Source organism: Sporosarcina obsidiansis, assembly GCF_009651005.1.
Lineage (GTDB): Bacteria > Bacillota > Bacilli > Bacillales_A > Planococcaceae > Sporosarcina > Sporosarcina obsidiansis.
In genome coordinates, this window is record NZ_WHVW01000021.1 from 17,149 (window position 1) to 34,053 (window position 16,905).

Genomic DNA, 16,905 nt, shown 5'->3' on the forward strand with positions numbered 1-16,905 from the left:
AAGGGAGGACATACACATGAAAAAATTTGGACTTGTGCTGCTGGGAATCGTAGCGGGTATTACGCTAGTAGCGAATTTGGCACCGATGATCGCACTTGCAGTCTCCGGATTGATTGCGTTTGTTAGTTTTCATTACTGGAGAAAGAGCCAATCAACATTTGCTAAGGTAGTTTGGATGATCGTGTTGATTTGTAGTTTGATCAGCTCGGTTTCAAATATTCCCGCATTCGTCGGCATCATCGCATTGATAGGAGTTTATTATGTGTGGCGGAAATGGAATGAGCGTGAGGTTCAGCCAGTTATCACTAAATCAGATGATCCGTTTACAAATTTCGAACGCCAATGGAACGAACTTACAAAGTAAAGGAGAGATGAACCATGAATGCATTTTGGCATCGTGTAAAATATACAGTACAGGAAGATTTGAATGGATTATTCGATAAAAAAAAGAAGGAAAATCCATTAGCTACTCTGAATCAATACTTTTTGGATGCGCAGCAGCAAACTGTAGAAATTGGTAAATTGCTAGAGCGACAAGGTCGGCTGAAAGAGGAATTGGAGCAGGAGCGACAAGACGCAGAGTTGATGGCGATGAAACGTCGTCGTCAGTTAGAATTGGCGGAAGCGACCGGAGAAGAGGAATTGATTTCATTTGCAAAAGCAGAAGTCGAAGCGTATGAGGGACGTGTGGCACGATTGTCCGCGAGCATTCAAGACGCCACGCATGAATTGCTTTCATTGGAACGAAAGTTTGAAGAGATGAAGCATCGTGTGAAAGATATGCGAGTTCGTCAGCTACAATTGATGGGTAAGGAGAACGTCACGCGAGCGGAGGAGAAGATGAATCGCTTTGTCGCTCCAGAAGACATGTTTTCGACGCTGGATCATTTGCATGCGTATATTGAAAATCTTGGTGGTTCGACGCCATCGAAGCAATCTGCATCTTCCATGGAGCAGCGCTTGGAGTCATTAGAAAAAACCAACGCAAACTCATAGGAAATTGTGTAAACTATAGAGGGAAGCATTGGGCTTCCCTCATCGAGAAGGAGGAGAATGAAATGAATAGCGAAGGCTCCAATAAAGTCGCGATGTTTGCGCTAGGTTTCCTAGTGCTAGTGTTTATAGAAGCGTTTTTCTTTTCAAACGGCAATATCATTTTCCTCCTTTTGGGTGGGGGATTTTTCTACTATGGATATCGAAAACGGGCCAAGTGGACAGCGATCCTCGGTCTGTTTTTCATTGTCATGGCGCTGCTGACACTTTGGAGTCTGCGATTGCTAATTTTGGGCGTTGTGCTATATATTTTAATGAAAATGTGGAAAGGTACGCCTGCTAATGAAATTTTTGGATCGCTGAGGACACCTCAGTCTAGCGTATCCAATGGTTTGTGGAGGAATCGTTTATTTTCTGTTCAATCTACACCGTTTTCTACGTATGAGTGGGAGGACGTGCACATTCAAGGGTTGTTCGGAAATATTCATGTGGATGTGACGGATACCGTTTTGCCAAAAGGAGCTTCTTTTATTTCCATTCGTCAAAGTGTTGGAAAAATTACGATTGAGCTTCCGTACGATATTCCAGTGCGTGTCCATTACGCTACACTGTTTGGAGAAACACGTATCTTAGGGCGTGCCCCCAAGCGATTGGTGAATGAAACCTTGCAAGAAAAAGATGGCTATGAAACAAAACAACCGAATGATCCAGAACTCATTATTTCCATATTTACTTGGATTGGCGATGTGGAGGTGCGGAGGAAATGAAAGCGATTATAGGCCGTACCTTATTCCTAACATTGATGTTTAGTGGGCTAGTGGCTGTGTTTTTTTATGTATTTATTGATCTGTCTGTAGAGGAATACGGACGACTGTTATTAAATACAGAAGCGGCTGACATGCCACTGATTGCATGGTTACTGACGACTATCTTTATCATCAGTTTAGGAATTTCCAGTTGGATGAATCTCAACAATCGGACGAGAGAGAATTTCATTACAAAGAAATTAGAGGATTTACATTCTAAACAGGAATTTATCACTTCCAATAAAATGAGGAAACAAACGAATCACTCGATTGAACAATTGTATCAAGTTCTGGAAGCGCAACGCAGCAGCTTGAGGCGAATTACAGATGAACGAGTGGAAGCGCAGGATAAAATTATTCAAGAACGAATCGTCCAAGAACGGCAGCGATTAGCAAGGGAGCTTCATGATTCGGTTTCCCAGCAGTTATTTGCCGCTTCCATGCTGTTATCCGCGATCACAGAGCAAGCGAATGAAGGACCTATTCAAAAACCACTGTTACAAGTGGAGAAAATGGTTCAACAAGCACAGCTTGAAATGCGTGCATTGCTTCTCCATTTACGACCGGCTGCCTTGCATAATCAGACCCTCGCAAAAGGTTTGGAAGAGTTATTGATCGAGCTGAAGGAGAAAGTGACATTCGACATTCGGCATCGTTTAGAAGAAATTCAACTTTCCAAAGGTGCGGAAGATCATTTATTCCGTATTGCGCAGGAAACTTTGTCGAATACGTTGAGACATGCTCAGGCAACTGAAGTGGAAGTGTTATTAATTGAACGAGATGGATTGTCCATTTTGCGCGTACAAGATAATGGTGTTGGTTTTAAGCAAGACGATGGCAAAGGCGGATCGTATGGACTGCAAAATGTTCGCGAGCGGGCAATTGAAATCGGTGGCAGTTGTAAGATTGTGTCGGTACCATCCCAAGGAACGATTGTAGAAGTGAAATTGCCAATCCAGAAAGGAGAGCTGTCGGATGATTCGGATCTTGTTAGTGGATGATCATGAAATGGTGCGCATCGGCGTATCGACCTATTTGCAAATGCAGCCTGATATGGAGGTCATTGGGGAAGCTACGAATGGCAAGGAAGCGGTGGAAAGTGCGCTAGAGCTAAGACCTGATATTATTTTGATGGACATGGTCATGCCGGAAATGAATGGGGCGGAAGCGACTGCTGCAATCATTGGGAAGTGGCCGGAAGCCAAAGTGATTATCGTCACGAGCTTTCTTGACGATGATAAATTATATCCAGCGCTTGAAGCAGGAGCCGTCAGCTATATTTTGAAAACATCCAATGCCAAGCGAGTGGCGGATGCGATTAGAGAGACGATGCAGGGGCAAACTGTGCTAGAACCCGAAGTGACATCGAAAATGATGAACAAGATGCGTAACGGACAAGCGCATGCCTTGCATGAAGATTTGACAGAACGGGAACTTGAGGTTTTATTACTGCTAGCAAAAGGCAAGTCGAATCAAGAAATTGCAGATGAATTGTTCATCGCGCTAAAGACTGTGAAGACCCATGTCAGCAATATTTTATCGAAGCTAGAAGTCCAAGATCGTACACAAGCGGTCATTTATGCGTTTCAAAAGAAGCTGGTGGATTGATTTATTGCTGGAAAATGCGAAAAAGAGGTCGCACTGAGCAATTTTCTACTGCTGGGCCGAGTGAAACTAGTACGGAACAGAGCAAATCAGACAAGAAACCAAACAATTCCATCTAGTGACCGATTTGTTATATTTATGTAGAAATCCTTTCCGAAGCAGATCGCGCGTAGGAAGGATCTTTTGCGTTCTGGTAGTAGAAGATTCCAAGTGATATACTGAACAAGTTTACTAGCAAGTTGAATCATACCAATTTATTTGGCATATAATCAGATAGCATCTAGTTTTGTGGATAACAACTATTTATTTCATGAAATAATCAGAAATTACTAACTTTTCCACAATCTATCCACTGGTAAATGTGTATAACTGTTATATTTACACAAAATGTTAGATTATGAACATGTGGATAAAAACTTCACGTGAAACTTATCCACTAACTATGCGTCATGATTACGGTGTATTATTAAGGTTGTATTCAAGAAAAAGAATAGGTGAGGGGCGACCTTCGCGGAAAGAGAGTCAGAGAATCATATGGAATTATTCGATTTAATTAAAGCGTTAATTTTGGGATTTGTAGAAGGGATGACCGAGTTTGCACCGGTGTCCTCGACGGGCCATCTTATTATTGTTGATGATATGTGGTTAAAGACAGAGGAGTTTTTGGGGAAATATCCGGCTATTACGTTTAAGATTGTTATTCAGCTAGGTTCGATTTTGGCCGTTGTCGTTGTATTTTGGAAACGATTATTTAGTCTGGTCGGTTTGTACAAAGTGGATAATGATGTCAAGATGAGTGAACGTTTCAACTTGCTTCATGTAATTGTTGGTATGTTGCCAGCAGTCATTTTCGGTTTTGCATTTAAGGATTTAATTGATGATTATTTATTCGGAGTCGAGACAGTCATTATCGCGTTAGTTGCAGGGGCTCTATTGATGATTGCGGCGGATCGTTTTGGACCCAAACATCCAAAAGTACAGACGCTGGATCAAATTACATATCGGCAGGCGTTTACAGTCGGGCTCGTTCAGTGTTTGTCGTTATGGCCAGGGTTTTCTCGTTCGGGTGCGACGATTTCTGGAGGGGTGTTATTCGGAATGAATCACCGGACTGCAGCAGATTTCACGTTCATCATGGCAGTACCGATCATGGCTGGTGCAAGTCTTGTGTCCGTGTTGAAAAACTGGGAGTATATGTCGATGGATCATATTTGGTTCTATGTAATCGGGTTCTTGAGCGCATTCGTCTTCTCGCTCATCTCCATACGATTCTTCCTGAAATTGATTTCTCGAATTAAGTTAGTACCATTTGCGATTTATCGTATTGTGCTAGCAGTAATTTTAGCAGTTATTGTATTTTTATAAGAAGGAAAAACGACCTTGCCATGTGTGCATGGTCGTTTTTTCGTCATAGTGTATATAACTTTCCAACTTCCGCAAGTTCTGTTGGGCCACTGAAAACGGTTTTCGCTGCATATAAAATATCTTGGATGTTGCCATGATGTGGCAAGTGAGTGAGTACGAGTTGACCAACTCTAGCATCATGGGCTAGTTTTCCTGCCTGACTGCCCCCGAGATGTCCGGGCGATTTACCGATATGCTCTTCATACAAATTTGCTTCACTAAACAGCAAATTCGTTTGCTGTGTGAATGAAACGAGTTGATCTGACCATTCTGTATCTGCCGTAAAGACGACTGACTTGTCTGCAACAGTAAATTTCATTGCCAGACAGTACACCGGATGAACGGTTGGACAAAATGTGACAGTGAATGGACCGATTTGTACCGATTGATCCTCTGAAATTTCCACACCGCGTGTCTGCTCTTTGTACGTTAGCTTCGAAAATTGTTCTTCATCTTGAGCATGACCATAAATCGGCAAGACGGGTGATGGTTGTCCAAGATAGTACTGAATCAATCGGCTATATTGTAGGCTGCCAATATCCGCGATATGGTCAGCATGATAATGGCTGATCATGACTGCATCGAGTTGTTCGAGTGTGATATGGTTTTGCAGAGCAGCTAACACGCCACTTCCACAATCCACCAAACAATGAAATCCGTCATGTTCGATGAGAAAAGAAGATGTTGCGCTATTTGCTTTCGGGTAGCCGCCCCAAATGCCGAGTGGGATAATTTTCATGGGATTCCTCCTGTTTAATTGACCTTAACAAATAAATACACAAAAAGCAGCCCCACTAAGACCAATTCAAAATGACTAAACGTGCTAAATTACCTTCTATTGTGAACATAGTACCCTATATTCACCAAATTATGTGGCTTCCAGATACATGAACATGCACAACCTCCTCGTATTCTACTTTTCTTTACTATACACTTATATCAAATTGACTTCTGGAGGAATAGAAAATGAAATCTATAAAGGTTTATCATTACGATGCATTTAGTAAAGAGCCCAATAAAGGGAATCCTGCGGGAGTCGTGTTGAATGGGGATCACCTAACCGATAAAGAGATGCAAGAAATTGCTTTCAAAGTAGGATTCAATGAAACTGCTTTTCAAATGAAATCGGAAGTGGCTGACCTGAGGATACGTTTTTTTACACCGGGCCAAGAAATGAACTTATGTGGTCATGCGACAATGGCTACAGTATATGCGCTAAAAACAAAAGGATTATTAGGCGAGAAAACAGAACTTACAATTGAAACAAGGGCAGGGATTTTGCCAATAAAAATCAAATCAACAACTGAGAGTGGAATAATGATATCAATGAAACAAGCTTCTCCGCAATTTGAAGAATTTAAAGGGTCTAAGGAAAAACTAGCGAGTTCGATTGGTTTAAAGCGATCAGATATTGATGATGACTTGCCTCTTCTATACGGAAGTACGGGTGCTTGGACACTATTGATTCCAATAAAAGGATTGGGTGCTTTTAAAAGAATGAGACCTAATAATCAGGAATTCCCTTCAATTTTAAAGGAAATGCCTAATTCATCTATTCATCCGTTTTGTTTGGAAACGTATGATCAACATGCTGATATGCATGCGAGACACTTTTCTTCCCCATTTTCAGGCACTGTTGAAGATGCGGTCACGGGAACGGCTTCTGGGGTAATGGGAGTATTCTTTGCTGAGTACATAAAATGTGGTGATTTTGAAGATTCCTTAGATCTTATAATAGAGCAAGGTCAAGAAATGAATAAGGATGGTAGGGTCATGGTGTGTGTATCGAAAAATAGTGAATCCTATGATGTTGAAATAACAGGAAATGCAGTTTATGTCCAAGAGTTTGATGTTTGTTTTGAAGAGGAATGAAGTTTTTCAACAAAAGGGTCTTTTTAGCAATTCCTCCAACGTCTGTAACAGCTACCCGACGCCTTTCACTTTTGGTTCATCCAGTTGCAGGTGGCAGAGGCTCGGGACATAAGCCAAAGCTGCTGTGCGGCAAAAAGCGCCGCTTCGCATCTTTGTCTTATGCCTGCCGCCTCTAAGCGCCACCTTTCACTTTTGGTTCATCCAGCTCCAGCGGCTAGGGTCTCGGGTCATAAGCTAGCCTGGTCATGAGGCAAAAAGCGCCTCAAGTCCAGTCCGTCTTATGCCTGTCGACCCTGACCAAGCCGCTTTCGCTTTTGGTTCATCTAGTTGCAGGTGGCAGAGGCTCGGGACATAAGTCAAAGCTGCTGTGCGGCAAAAAGCGCCGCTTCGCATCTTCGTCTTATGCCTGCCGCCTCTACCCGACGCCTTTCACTTTTGCGTCATCCATGCGATAATGTAGTAAATACATTTTAAGGATGACGATATGAGTAAAATAGTTGAGATACAGTTAAATGCGCAAGGGACAGTGGCTTTGAAGAAGGGCTATCCGTTAATTTTGAAAGATGCAGTGATGAGTGAGGTTCGGGCGGAGGAAGGTAGTTTGCTTCGTTTGACGGATCGCTATCATAAATTTTTGGCAAAAGGCTATTATGGGAAGCAAAATAAAGGCATCGGTTGGGTACTGACTTCGAATGAAAATGAAGAAATTGATTTTGATTTCTTCGACCAGAAAATGACGACGGCTTTTGAGCGTCGTGCATCGTATATGGAAGATCCGGACACAACGGCGTTTCGTTTATTCAATGGTGAAGGCGACGGAATTGGCGGCTTTACGATTGATTATTTTGATGGGTATTATATGGTCAGTTGGTATAGCGAAGGAATCTATGCGTTCCGTCATCATGTCTACAATGTGCTCGACAAACGTGCGGAATACCAGGCGATCTATGAGAAAAAGCGCTTTGATTCGAAGGGGCAGTATGTGGAGCAGGATGATTTTGTAAAGGGAACACCTGGAGATTTCCCGATTATCATTAAAGAAAACGGAATGCAGTTCGCGGTCGATTTAAATGATGGGGCGATGACGGGGATTTTCCTAGATCAGCGAGATGTGCGAGAAGCAATTCGTGATCACTATGCGGAAGGGAAAGAAGTATTGAATACTTTCTCTTATACTGGGGCGTTTTCAGTGGCGGCAGCTTTAGGTGGTGCCAAGAAAACGACGAGTGTCGATTTAGCTAAGCGTAGTGTAGCGAAGACGATTGAACAGTTTAGCGTTAACGGTATCGATTATGAACAGCAGGACATTAAAGTGATGGACGTCTTCGATTATTTCCGTTATGCCAAGCGTCATGACATGAAGTTTGGACTTGTTGTTCTCGATCCACCTAGCTTTGCTCGTTCGAAGAAATATACGTTTAGCACAGCGAAAGATTACCCGATGCTGATGAAAGAAGCAATTGCAGTAACGGAGAAGAATGGTTTTATTGTGGCTTCTACAAACAACGCTAGCTTCAGCATGAAAAAATTCAAAAGCTTCATCGATCAAGCATTCAAAGAGACAGATATTCGCTATAAAGTAGTGGAAGAATCTACATTACCGAGAGATTTCCGTACTCCACGCGACTATCCTGAGTTTAATTATTTAAAAGTCGTGATCGTGCAGAAGTTGAAGTAATAGGAGTGACCGAAATCGTCACAAAAACGTTGGGTGACAATTGCCATATTCCCTAGTACTCTTGTGGTAACGAGTTGTGAAACGGGAGGTAGTGGATATGAAACAGTTGCTCGCGTTCTTGATCGTAACGGGATTGCTATTCGTCACGGGATGCTCCAACGTATACGATTCTGCCGATGGCTACCGAATGGCGGTAATCAATCAAGGATTCCCTGTACCGAAAAATGCCTATGAAGTGAAGCCGGAAGATTGCACAACCGAAATCTCCAAATCAGCGAAATATAAGTTGCAGGGTATAGGGGATCAGGATGGCAATCCACCTGCTCATTATCTGAATACTATTGAAGAGTGGGGTTGGACGGAGCTTGAAGATGAGCGAAGAGGTTCCATTCATTTCTATGAGAAAAACGGGAAGATCATGTCATTGAATATTAAGCAAAACGTATTCGATGTCTTTGAAATGACGAGCCACCCAGATTCGTAAGCAAGGGAGGTCACGATGTGGAGATGGAAAAACCGAAGCTGGATATACCGAAACCTGGTTTTGCAAAAGCTTTTGATGTGTTGACCATCGCTTTATTTGCTGCGTGTATAGTGTATATGTTTTTGCAATGGAGTCAATTACCCGATAGGATTCCAGCCCATTTCGGTGCTGCTGGAGAAGTGGATCGCTGGGGATCTAAGTATGAACTGCTTATTTTACCAGCCATTGGTATCTTTCTTTGGGTTACTCTGTCGTTTTTAGAAAAGCATCCCAATCTATATAATTACATCAACTTACGTCCGGATAATATCGAAACACAGTATCGTTATGGCGTTGTCTTCATGAACGTGACCAAAAATGTTTCTACCTTGTTGATCATTTTCATTATGTGGCAAACGAATGAAATTGCATTGGAAAGAGTCCAATCCCTGAACAGCTTATTTTTCTTTGGCATTTTAGGAGCCCTTTTCATTTCAATCGGTTACTATTTCTATAAAGTAATGAGATTGTAAGTAACTACGTTTTCCAAAATTTCTGTAACTATATGAAACTAACCACCACCTCTTACCGTATATAAATGGTAAGAGGTGATTTTGATGAGGTGGAAATTATTACTTTTCGCTCTGTTAGCATTTATGATATTTCCTGTATCCGCTGGCGCAGTTGACTTTAGCATTTCAGACGTGCAAATTAATGCGCACCTACAACCGGATGGTACGGTTCAGGTTAACGAGCAGCACACATATGAATTTGATGGGAAATTTAAAGGGATTATTCGCGAAATGAAACCAAAAGAAGGTGCCAAGATCGAAGGGTTCGAAGCCTTTGAAAATGGCAAGAAATTAAAGGTTGAGAAAAAGAACGATGAATATCGCGCCTATCGTAAAGGGAAAAATGAAACCATTACAGTAGAACTACAGTATACGATTAAAAGTGGAATGGAAAAGTATGAGGATGGAGCCCAGTTTTATTGGCCGTTTTTTGATGAACGGAATGAAACGGATTACGGCAACATGACGATTACGGTGATCCCACCAAGCCAAGCAAACGATGTACTCTTTCTGGGGTACGACAGTGCAGAAGAAACAGGAGCGGTGCAAGAAGACGGAAGTGTGAAGTTTGCAATGGGTGAGGTGTACTCCGGAGAAAATGGAGATATTCGAGTAGTGTATGAATCTTCTTTATTTCCACAGATGACGGTTATTGATAGGAAAATTCGACCTAGTGTGAGAGCAGATCAACAACTCCAAGCGATTGAAAAGGCTCAATTTATTGCGAATCAGCAACGCGTGGAGAAAATCGGAGGCGTTGTTTTAGGTGCAGGCTCTCTACTCGTCATCTTGATTAGTGTGTTCGCTAGGATCAGAAAAAAACGCTTCATCCATGAAGCCGATCTACAAATTGCTACTAATGGTTTTTACGTTCCGACTTATGATATGAGCTTGCCAGCAATTCTTCTTTTCAAAAAAGGAAATGCCGCAGTAGAGTTGATGTCCGCAGCGTTACTAGATTTGGTTCGCAAAGGATATGTGCGCCAGTTGTCCGATGATGAATTTGAATTGGTAAACCCCCATTTCGAATTAGAGCATGAACAACAATTGGCACAGCTATTGTTCTTTCAAATCGGGAAAAATGAGCGATTCACTTTGGAACAGTTGAAAACATATACCAAAGAGGAGAAAAATTATGCAGAGTTCCAAAAGTCCTTTGTGATGTGGCAACAATTACTTAAATCAGAAGTAAAGCAATATCAGTTGAAGAAGCCCAGTATAAAGACGCGTGTAGCACTAGTCTTGATTGGTTTGACGGGAATTACACTCTCTATTCTATTCATACTATACGAGTTATATTTCTTGTTAACTGTAGCGATCGTTCTCTCGCTATATTCTCTGATTTTTTCCTTATTCTATAGACCCCTTAACTATGCAGGGACTTTGATGTTGCAGGAATGGAAGGAAGTAGAACATTGGATGAACGAGATGGATCCGAAAAAATGGGATGATTTATCTCTTGATGAACGTTTCCGAGTCCTAGTCTATGGAGTGGGAATCCAACATAAGGAACTTGCCTCCTACTATGAAGAGTTTGCCAGTGCGCAAAAATCGATTAATCAAAATCGATCTTCAGATTACACAGAATCGGGTAGCGGAGGCTTTTACGTTCACAATCCCGTTTTCCTAACAGGTTCCTTTAGCCAAGCCTCCACCAACGTATCTGCCAACGCCCCTAGCGACTCAAGCAGTAGCAGTAGTGGTGGTACAGGCGGAGGAGGCGGAGGATCAGGTGCATTTTAATAACAAAAGCGGAAGGCGCCGTATAGCCTCGACAGGCGTTGGAGGACTTACCAAAAAGGCGTACTTTGCCTTTATGGTAAGTCCGAAACGACCCGAGAGGCTGGCGCCTGCAGCTAGATGAAACAAAAGCGGAAGGCGCCGTATAGCCTTGACAGGCGTTGGAGGACCTACCAAAAAGGCGTACTTTGCCTTTATGGTAAGTTCGAAACGACCCGAGAGGCTGGCGCCTGCAGCTAGATGAAACAAAAGCGGAGGCGCCGTGTAGCCTTGACAGGCGTTGGAGGACCTACCAAAAAGGTGCACTTTGCCTTTATGGTAGGACCGAAACGACCCGAAAGGCTACACGGCGCTAGATTCAAAAGGAGAGAAAAACATGGGGAAAACCATCGTCTGGTTTAGGAAAGACTTGCGATTACATGATCATCCAGCCTTAGTAGAAGCGGCAGCGCATGGAGAAGTGCTGCCGGTTTTTATTTTGCCAGAAATACGCCATGAGGCAGCTGATTGGTGGTTGCATCATAGCTTATTAGAGCTTCAGCAAAAATTCGGATTACAGCAAGTACGATTGATCATTCGAAGAGGAGACCCTGTTGAGCAATTACGACTCATACAAAAGGAGAGTGGGGCACAACAAATTGTCTTCAATGAATTGTATGATCCAGTTAGCCGCCAACAGGAGCAGGAGTTGACTACTGCCTTTGAACAAATTGAAGTGCAAGTTCGCTCCTTTCAAGGAATCGTACTCGTACCGCCCAATGTTATATTCAACAAATCCGGTCAACCGTATAAAGTATTTACTCCCTTTTGGAAACGCCTCAGGCAAGAACCGATAGGGCTTCCTCTACCAATTCCTAAGGATATTCCGCCAACTACAGTGCAACTTGCTTCTTTATCTGTAAATGAATGGGGGCTGATCGGGGAGACATCTTGGCATGAAAAATTTTCGAAACATTGGCGACCCGGAGAAACTGCCGCTATTGAATTATGGGAAAAGTTCCAAGATCATGGGTTGTCCTCCTATAAAGAGGGAAGAGATATACCAGCAGAACCCCATGTCTCACGATTGTCACCTTATATAGCTAATGGCAATATTAGTGTTCGTTCTTTATGGCATAATGCGCTTCTAGCAACGGAGTTTATTGGAAATGATCAGACAGAGGCTTTTTTGCGTCAGTTGGCGTGGCGAGATTTTGCTCATTACCAGTTACTTTATTTTCCCAAGATGCTGACTCAGCCCATGCGCCCTGAATTCGAATCTTTTCCCTGGCAAGCGGTAGAAGAGGAATTGCATGCATGGAAAAATGGAAAGACCGGTTACCCGCTAGTCGATGCAGGAATGCGCGAACTTTGGGAGACTGGTTATATCCATAATCGTGTACGGATGATCGTAGCATCGTTTTTGGTGAAACATTTATTGGTGGATTGGCGCGAAGGGATGGCTTGGTTTGAACAAACGCTTGTGGATTGGGACGTGGCAAATAATGCGATGGGATGGCAATGGGTAGCGGGAAGTGGATTCGACGCATCGCCTTACTTTAGGATTTTCAACCCGACCACACAAGGTGAGAAGTTTGATGAAGCAGCGGTATATGTGAAAAAATGGTTGCCTGAGTTGCGAGATATTCCCGAAAAGTATGTATTCAGGCCTGCCGAAGCGCCAGCAGACGTTTTGGAAGCGGCGGGCGTAAAGATAGGTGATACCTATCCATCGCCGATTGTCGATCATCAAGCTGCCCGAGTCCGCGCACTGGCAGCATATGATACTTGTAAAAATCTCACCGATGCCTAGATCTTATCAATTGTTTCGATGATGCGTATATTTTCTAGTTCCAGCTTTTCAGACCGCAATAAGGCACCATACCCACCCAAATAAAATTCTGTATTTGCATGGAGACCTGCAAACTCATCCAACTCCTGGATGACGAGCGGATCGGTTTCAAACGGTGTAGTAGTAGAGGCAGAGAGCAAAACTTTGACAGGTTGTATTTTTTCTACAAATGATTGAATTGCACCTGGAGCTGGTGACGATCCGATCATTGCAGTTCGCCAACCACGCAACATTAATTGTAATAATATGATGTGAACTGGAATTTCATGAGATTCGTAAGGCAAGCAAGCGCCCAGCAATATGGGAGAGTCTTCTCTGTATTGGAAATTGCGTCTTATTTGGACGAGCTGATCACGTACGACGAGACTCGAAAGTGCTTCCTGATATTCATCCCATTCGCCACTCGCCCAATTATCGCCAACCTTTTGCAAAAATGGAATAATGATTTGCTGTAGATAATGTTCTAGCCCCAATCGGTGGTAGGCAGCTTGCAAGGAAAAGTTTAATTCCAGTTCATCACAATTTGTCCCATGGTGAAGAAGTTCACGCAATATCGCATCCAAGTATGTCTCTTCGGGATTAGACTGTGTGAATGGTACCTCTTGGGATTTAGCCATTTCTGCTGCTTGAGAAAGAGCAAAGCCTTCTTCTGCATATCTCTTCATCAGCGAAAAAAGCCGAATATCTTCGTTAGTATAGGTGCGATAGCCGTTATCAAGACGTTCTGGAACTACGATATCATAGCGCTCTTCCCATTTTCTTAGAACTTGTCTGGATAAGCCTATTTGATCCGCAACCTGTTTAATTGTATAGGTGGGTTTTTCAGATGACGGCTTCACAGCAATCAACCTTTCTGTACTGACTAATTTGGCGGTATATATGCCGCGATTTTCTTGATACTGTCTAACATTATACATAGATTTGACGAGATGAGTCAAATCTGTTATTTTTACTGTGTAGGAAGGTGTCTAAATGAACAGTAAAAATAGTATGAAAGCTACGTGGATTGGGATTATTTCTGGTGTTATATTAGCTCTCTTTTTGAAAGTAGTGCAATCAATCACTGATCATCAAGTGTATACACTTCTTCTGAACGTAGATTACATACCCATAGTGAAAGAATATCAGTTTCCAGAGGTAGTAGAGGTGCTATTTCATTTAATCGTCTCCGTCATACTTTGTACTGTATTCGTCTTTTTATATGACAGAGGCCGCGGTACGTTTAGAAAGCATATCATCTTTTTTTCATTAGCCATTAATGTGCTTATAGGCTTATTATTGTACCCCACTACTTCATTTTCCGAACGAACGCCCAGTGTCACAAGTATACCTGCACTGTGTTGGTGGGTACTAGGGCATACGATTTATGGAGCTTTAGTTGGGATACTACTGGGTAGAAATAATAAGAAATAGGACGAAACTTATAGTTATCTCTAGCAATTTTCTCGCAGCCTATGTATACTAAGCTATAACAAACATTATACAAAGTGTAAACAAACAGTACATCACTGTGTATAATGCAGCTTGGTTGCGTCTGTTGAAGAAAAGGAGAGTAAGCCCATGTGGATCACGAAAAAGCGTAAGTCATCTTCACTAGTTCAGCCGATTTCCTCTATTCCTGTCAAATTGCAAGTGCCTACTAAAGAAATTCAATTGCAATTGGATGCCATTCAGTTGAAAGAGCGTGATTTGCAACTCCTGCGTGCATTAAAGGAGCCTATGCATAATAGAATAGACGATATTGTCAAAGCTTTCTATGATAGTGTAACAGCAGTCCCGCTTTTATCCAATACGATCCGGAAGTACAGTAATACGGATTACTTAAGTAAGACGTTGGCAGCTCATCTAGGCGGCTTGTTCGACGGCGTCATCGATGAGGCATACATCGCCAATCGAAGCAAAGTGGCACAATCTCATATGCGAATCGGACTGGAACCGAAGTGGTATGTGGCGGCATTTCAAAATTTACATGCGACAATGCTAGACATTTTGTTTTCATTGGAATTGGAGCAGGTGGAAGAGCGAGAAATGATTGTTGCTTTAAGTAAGATTCTAAATTTTGAGAAACAGCTAGTACTTGAAGCTTTCGAAAAGAGTGCGAATGAAGCGTTGCAGACACAGCAACAGGAGATAAAAGATCGTGTTAAACAGCAAATTGGTAGTATTGCGCTGGAGATCGAAGAAAAGTCAGAATCTACTTACTCCGTCGTCAATGAGCTGATCGAGCAATCGGCAGAGTTGGATGGTAAAATACAAGAAAGTATCGCACGTTCTGAAACTTCTGCAGGTCAGGCGCAGTCAGGAATCGAGCAGATGGCACACCTCGTTTATACTTCGGAGACGATTGTGAAAGAAACGAAAGGGATGGCGGCACTGATTGGAGAGCTAAACCGTGCATCCGTGCAGATCGAAGAGGTAGTGCAATTGGTAAAAACGATTGCGGATCAAACGAATTTATTAGCTATTAACTCAGCGATTGAAGCAGCGCGCGCAGGAGTTCACGGGAAGGGATTCGCAGTGGTGGCCGATGAAGTTCGTAATTTAGCTGATCAGACGAAACGATCGACCGACAATATTACCCAGCTCGTAGCGGAGTCAAAAGCTAAATCACAGGCTGTCCACGAAGCAATCGATGTCGTGATGAAGTTTGCGAATATGGGCATGGAAGAAACAGAGTCTTCTAAGGAGACGTTCCAAAACATTACGGATACCGTGCATTTGACCATTAACGACATTAATCATTTCTCTGATCATATGAAAAACTTGCAAGATGTCATTACGTCCATAGGCGGTGTATCAAAAGAAGTCGTTTCAACATCATATGAACTGGAAGAAGCAATTGAAGTTCTATAAAGGAAGTGAGTACTAGATGTTTTTAGCGTGGAGCGAAATTAGACGGAATAAATTACGATTTTTATTGATCACTTCGATTTTATTGCTCGTCTCATTTTTAGTATTTTTCTTATCGGGTCTTGCCACAGGGCTAGCCAATTTGAATAGGGAAGCAGTAGATAAATGGGATGCGCAGGCAGTAGTGTTGACGGAGGAATCAGATAAAAGTCTCTATCAGTCTTCATTGGATCGAGGAGAGGCGGACGCACTGGATGCGAAGGAAACGGCAATTGTCGGTCAGATGGGTTCGATTGCAAATAATGGCGATGTGAAGAAAAATGTTGTCTTGTTCGGCATTGACCCTGATGAATTCATTATGCCGAAAGTGAGTGAAGGAGAAGCAGCATTAAGCACTGAAAATGGTGTCATCGCGGCAGATGTGTTGAAGGATGAGGGATTTGCAATTGGTGACACGCTTGAATTATCTTCTACTGATACGAAGCTTGAAATTATCGGTTTTACCGATCAGGCACGGTTTAACGCAGCACCCGTACTGTATATGAATCTAGATGATTTGCAGCAACTAAAGTTCGGGGAAGCAGCGGAAATGAATGCCGACTTGGTCAATGCTATCATTATAAAAGACGATAATTGGAGCAAGTTGAAAGCACCTGATGACTTGGAAATCATTGAAATGGAAACTTTCATTGAAAATCTGCCGGGCTATACGGAGCAGAACATGACACTGACCTATATGATTTACTTCTTGTTCGTTATTTCCGCAGCGATCGTAGCGATTTTCCTCTACGTATTGACGGTGCAGAAAATCAGCATGTTTGGTCTGATGAAAGCACAGGGGATTTCCAGTGGCTATTTAGCGAAATCAGTTGTGGCGCAAACGTTCATTCTAGCAACGATCGGTGTCGTAGTCGGGTTTGGATTGACGTGGCTGGCTGGCAGTTTCTTACCGAGTGCGGTCCCTGTCCAATTTGATCTGATGACCATGATCATATATGGTCTCATTCTAATTGTGGTGGCAATCGCGGGGGCAGTCATTTCGGTCTGGACGATTATTCGAATTGATCCACTAGAAGCGATAGGAGGGTAAG

The 16,905-nt window shown here is 42.6% G+C and carries 17 protein-coding genes; 15 read left to right on the forward strand and 2 right to left on the reverse strand.

Going from position 1 to position 16,905, the window contains the following annotated elements; genetic code table 11:
- Positions 1–16: 16 nt before the first annotated feature.
- From GD002_RS14535 to GD002_RS14560, 6 genes are all read left to right on the forward strand, one after another.
- Positions 17–364: a lmo0954 family membrane protein gene (locus tag GD002_RS14535; protein ID WP_153733089.1), complete on the forward strand. Its 348-nt coding sequence runs from the start codon at positions 17–19 to the stop codon at positions 362–364.
- A gap of 14 nt (positions 365–378) precedes the next feature.
- On the forward strand, positions 379–996 hold the full coding sequence (locus GD002_RS14540) for a PspA/IM30 family protein (protein ID WP_153733090.1): 618 nt from the start codon (positions 379–381) through the stop codon (positions 994–996).
- 62 nt (positions 997–1,058) lie between these two features.
- Entirely contained in the window at positions 1,059–1,760 is a 702-nt protein-coding gene (gene liaF, locus GD002_RS14545; RefSeq protein ID WP_153733091.1) for a cell wall-active antibiotics response protein LiaF, read from the forward strand.
- Positions 1,757–2,800, forward strand: a complete 1,044-nt coding sequence (locus GD002_RS14550; RefSeq protein WP_153733092.1) for a sensor histidine kinase — start codon at positions 1,757–1,759, stop codon at positions 2,798–2,800. Before liaF ends, GD002_RS14550 begins: the two co-directional genes overlap by 4 nt.
- Positions 2,775–3,407 carry a response regulator transcription factor gene (locus GD002_RS14555; protein ID WP_153733093.1) on the forward strand — a complete coding sequence of 211 codons (633 nt, stop codon included), beginning with the start codon at positions 2,775–2,777 and terminating at the stop codon, positions 3,405–3,407. The genes GD002_RS14550 and GD002_RS14555 overlap by 26 nt, the downstream gene beginning before the upstream one ends.
- Before the next feature lie 531 nt (positions 3,408–3,938).
- Positions 3,939–4,769, forward strand: coding sequence for an undecaprenyl-diphosphate phosphatase (locus GD002_RS14560; RefSeq protein WP_153733094.1), 831 nt, complete (start codon positions 3,939–3,941; stop codon positions 4,767–4,769).
- Between the two features lie 43 nt (positions 4,770–4,812).
- On the opposite strand, the gene GD002_RS14565 is transcribed toward GD002_RS14560, so the two are convergent.
- Positions 4,813–5,547 (reverse strand): MBL fold metallo-hydrolase, encoded by a 735-nt coding sequence (locus tag GD002_RS14565; RefSeq protein WP_153733095.1) that lies wholly within the window; start codon positions 5,545–5,547, stop codon positions 4,813–4,815.
- Between the two features lie 227 nt (positions 5,548–5,774).
- On the opposite strand from GD002_RS14565, the gene GD002_RS14570 reads away from it, so the two are divergent.
- The 6 genes from GD002_RS14570 (at position 5,775) to GD002_RS14595 (ending at position 12,925) form a co-directional block, all read left to right on the forward strand.
- Complete coding sequence (locus GD002_RS14570) at positions 5,775–6,680, forward strand: PhzF family phenazine biosynthesis protein (RefSeq protein ID WP_153733096.1); 906 nt, start codon at positions 5,775–5,777, stop codon at positions 6,678–6,680.
- A 484-nt stretch (positions 6,681–7,164) separates the two neighbouring features.
- Positions 7,165–8,358 carry a class I SAM-dependent rRNA methyltransferase gene (locus GD002_RS14575; protein ID WP_153733097.1) on the forward strand — a complete coding sequence of 398 codons (1,194 nt, stop codon included), beginning with the start codon at positions 7,165–7,167 and terminating at the stop codon, positions 8,356–8,358.
- Between the two features lie 97 nt (positions 8,359–8,455).
- Positions 8,456–8,842, forward strand: coding sequence for a hypothetical protein (locus tag GD002_RS14580; protein ID WP_153733098.1), 387 nt, complete (start codon positions 8,456–8,458; stop codon positions 8,840–8,842).
- A 23-nt stretch (positions 8,843–8,865) separates the two neighbouring features.
- On the forward strand, positions 8,866–9,354 hold the full coding sequence (locus GD002_RS14585; protein ID WP_153733129.1) for a DUF1648 domain-containing protein: 489 nt from the start codon (positions 8,866–8,868) through the stop codon (positions 9,352–9,354).
- Between the two features lie 84 nt (positions 9,355–9,438).
- Positions 9,439–11,136, forward strand: coding sequence for a DUF2207 domain-containing protein (locus GD002_RS14590; RefSeq protein WP_153733099.1), 1,698 nt, complete (start codon positions 9,439–9,441; stop codon positions 11,134–11,136).
- A gap of 373 nt (positions 11,137–11,509) precedes the next feature.
- The gene (locus tag GD002_RS14595) at positions 11,510–12,925 is read left to right on the forward strand and encodes a cryptochrome/photolyase family protein (protein WP_153733100.1); all 1,416 of its coding nucleotides are present in this window, start codon (positions 11,510–11,512) and stop codon (positions 12,923–12,925) included.
- Here GD002_RS14595 and GD002_RS14600 read toward each other — a convergent pair.
- Positions 12,922–13,803 (reverse strand): MerR family transcriptional regulator, encoded by an 882-nt coding sequence (locus GD002_RS14600; protein WP_194841622.1) that lies wholly within the window; start codon positions 13,801–13,803, stop codon positions 12,922–12,924. The two genes, GD002_RS14595 and GD002_RS14600, sit on opposite strands and share 4 nt — an antisense overlap.
- Positions 13,804–13,936: 133 nt before the next feature.
- On the opposite strand from GD002_RS14600, the gene GD002_RS14605 reads away from it, so the two are divergent.
- From GD002_RS14605 to GD002_RS14615, 3 genes are all read left to right on the forward strand, one after another.
- Positions 13,937–14,377, forward strand: a complete 441-nt coding sequence (locus GD002_RS14605; protein WP_153733102.1) for a hypothetical protein — start codon at positions 13,937–13,939, stop codon at positions 14,375–14,377.
- A gap of 147 nt (positions 14,378–14,524) precedes the next feature.
- Complete coding sequence (locus GD002_RS14610) at positions 14,525–15,817, forward strand: globin-coupled sensor protein (RefSeq protein WP_153733103.1); 1,293 nt, start codon at positions 14,525–14,527, stop codon at positions 15,815–15,817.
- A gap of 16 nt (positions 15,818–15,833) precedes the next feature.
- Positions 15,834–16,904 (forward strand): ABC transporter permease, encoded by a 1,071-nt coding sequence (locus GD002_RS14615; RefSeq protein ID WP_153733104.1) that lies wholly within the window; start codon positions 15,834–15,836, stop codon positions 16,902–16,904.
- The last annotated feature ends 1 nt before the right edge of the window (position 16,905 follow it).

What these genes read in the sequence shown, in the direction of transcription:
- GD002_RS14595 (WP_153733100.1), top strand. Translation starts at nt 11,510, where the DNA reads ATGGGGAAAACCATCGTCTGGTTTAGGAAAGACTTGCGATTACATGAT.
- GD002_RS14535 (WP_153733089.1), top strand. Translation starts at nt 17, where the DNA reads ATGAAAAAATTTGGACTTGTGCTGCTGGGAATCGTAGCGGGTATTACG.
- GD002_RS14575 (WP_153733097.1), top strand. Translation starts at nt 7,165, where the DNA reads ATGAGTAAAATAGTTGAGATACAGTTAAATGCGCAAGGGACAGTGGCT.
- GD002_RS14605 (WP_153733102.1), top strand. Translation starts at nt 13,937, where the DNA reads ATGAACAGTAAAAATAGTATGAAAGCTACGTGGATTGGGATTATTTCT.
- GD002_RS14580 (WP_153733098.1), top strand. Translation starts at nt 8,456, where the DNA reads ATGAAACAGTTGCTCGCGTTCTTGATCGTAACGGGATTGCTATTCGTC.
- GD002_RS14540 (WP_153733090.1), top strand. Translation starts at nt 379, where the DNA reads ATGAATGCATTTTGGCATCGTGTAAAATATACAGTACAGGAAGATTTG.
- GD002_RS14570 (WP_153733096.1), top strand. Translation starts at nt 5,775, where the DNA reads ATGAAATCTATAAAGGTTTATCATTACGATGCATTTAGTAAAGAGCCC.
- GD002_RS14590 (WP_153733099.1), top strand. Translation starts at nt 9,439, where the DNA reads ATGAGGTGGAAATTATTACTTTTCGCTCTGTTAGCATTTATGATATTT.
- GD002_RS14550 (WP_153733092.1), top strand. Translation starts at nt 1,757, where the DNA reads ATGAAAGCGATTATAGGCCGTACCTTATTCCTAACATTGATGTTTAGT.
- liaF (WP_153733091.1), top strand. Translation starts at nt 1,059, where the DNA reads ATGAATAGCGAAGGCTCCAATAAAGTCGCGATGTTTGCGCTAGGTTTC.
- GD002_RS14555 (WP_153733093.1), top strand. Translation starts at nt 2,775, where the DNA reads ATGATTCGGATCTTGTTAGTGGATGATCATGAAATGGTGCGCATCGGC.
- GD002_RS14585 (WP_153733129.1), top strand. Translation starts at nt 8,866, where the DNA reads ATGGAAAAACCGAAGCTGGATATACCGAAACCTGGTTTTGCAAAAGCT.
- GD002_RS14560 (WP_153733094.1), top strand. Translation starts at nt 3,939, where the DNA reads ATGGAATTATTCGATTTAATTAAAGCGTTAATTTTGGGATTTGTAGAA.
- GD002_RS14615 (WP_153733104.1), top strand. Translation starts at nt 15,834, where the DNA reads ATGTTTTTAGCGTGGAGCGAAATTAGACGGAATAAATTACGATTTTTA.
- GD002_RS14565 (WP_153733095.1), bottom strand. Translation starts at nt 5,547, where the DNA reads ATGAAAATTATCCCACTCGGCATTTGGGGCGGCTACCCGAAAGCAAAT.
- GD002_RS14610 (WP_153733103.1), top strand. Translation starts at nt 14,525, where the DNA reads ATGTGGATCACGAAAAAGCGTAAGTCATCTTCACTAGTTCAGCCGATT.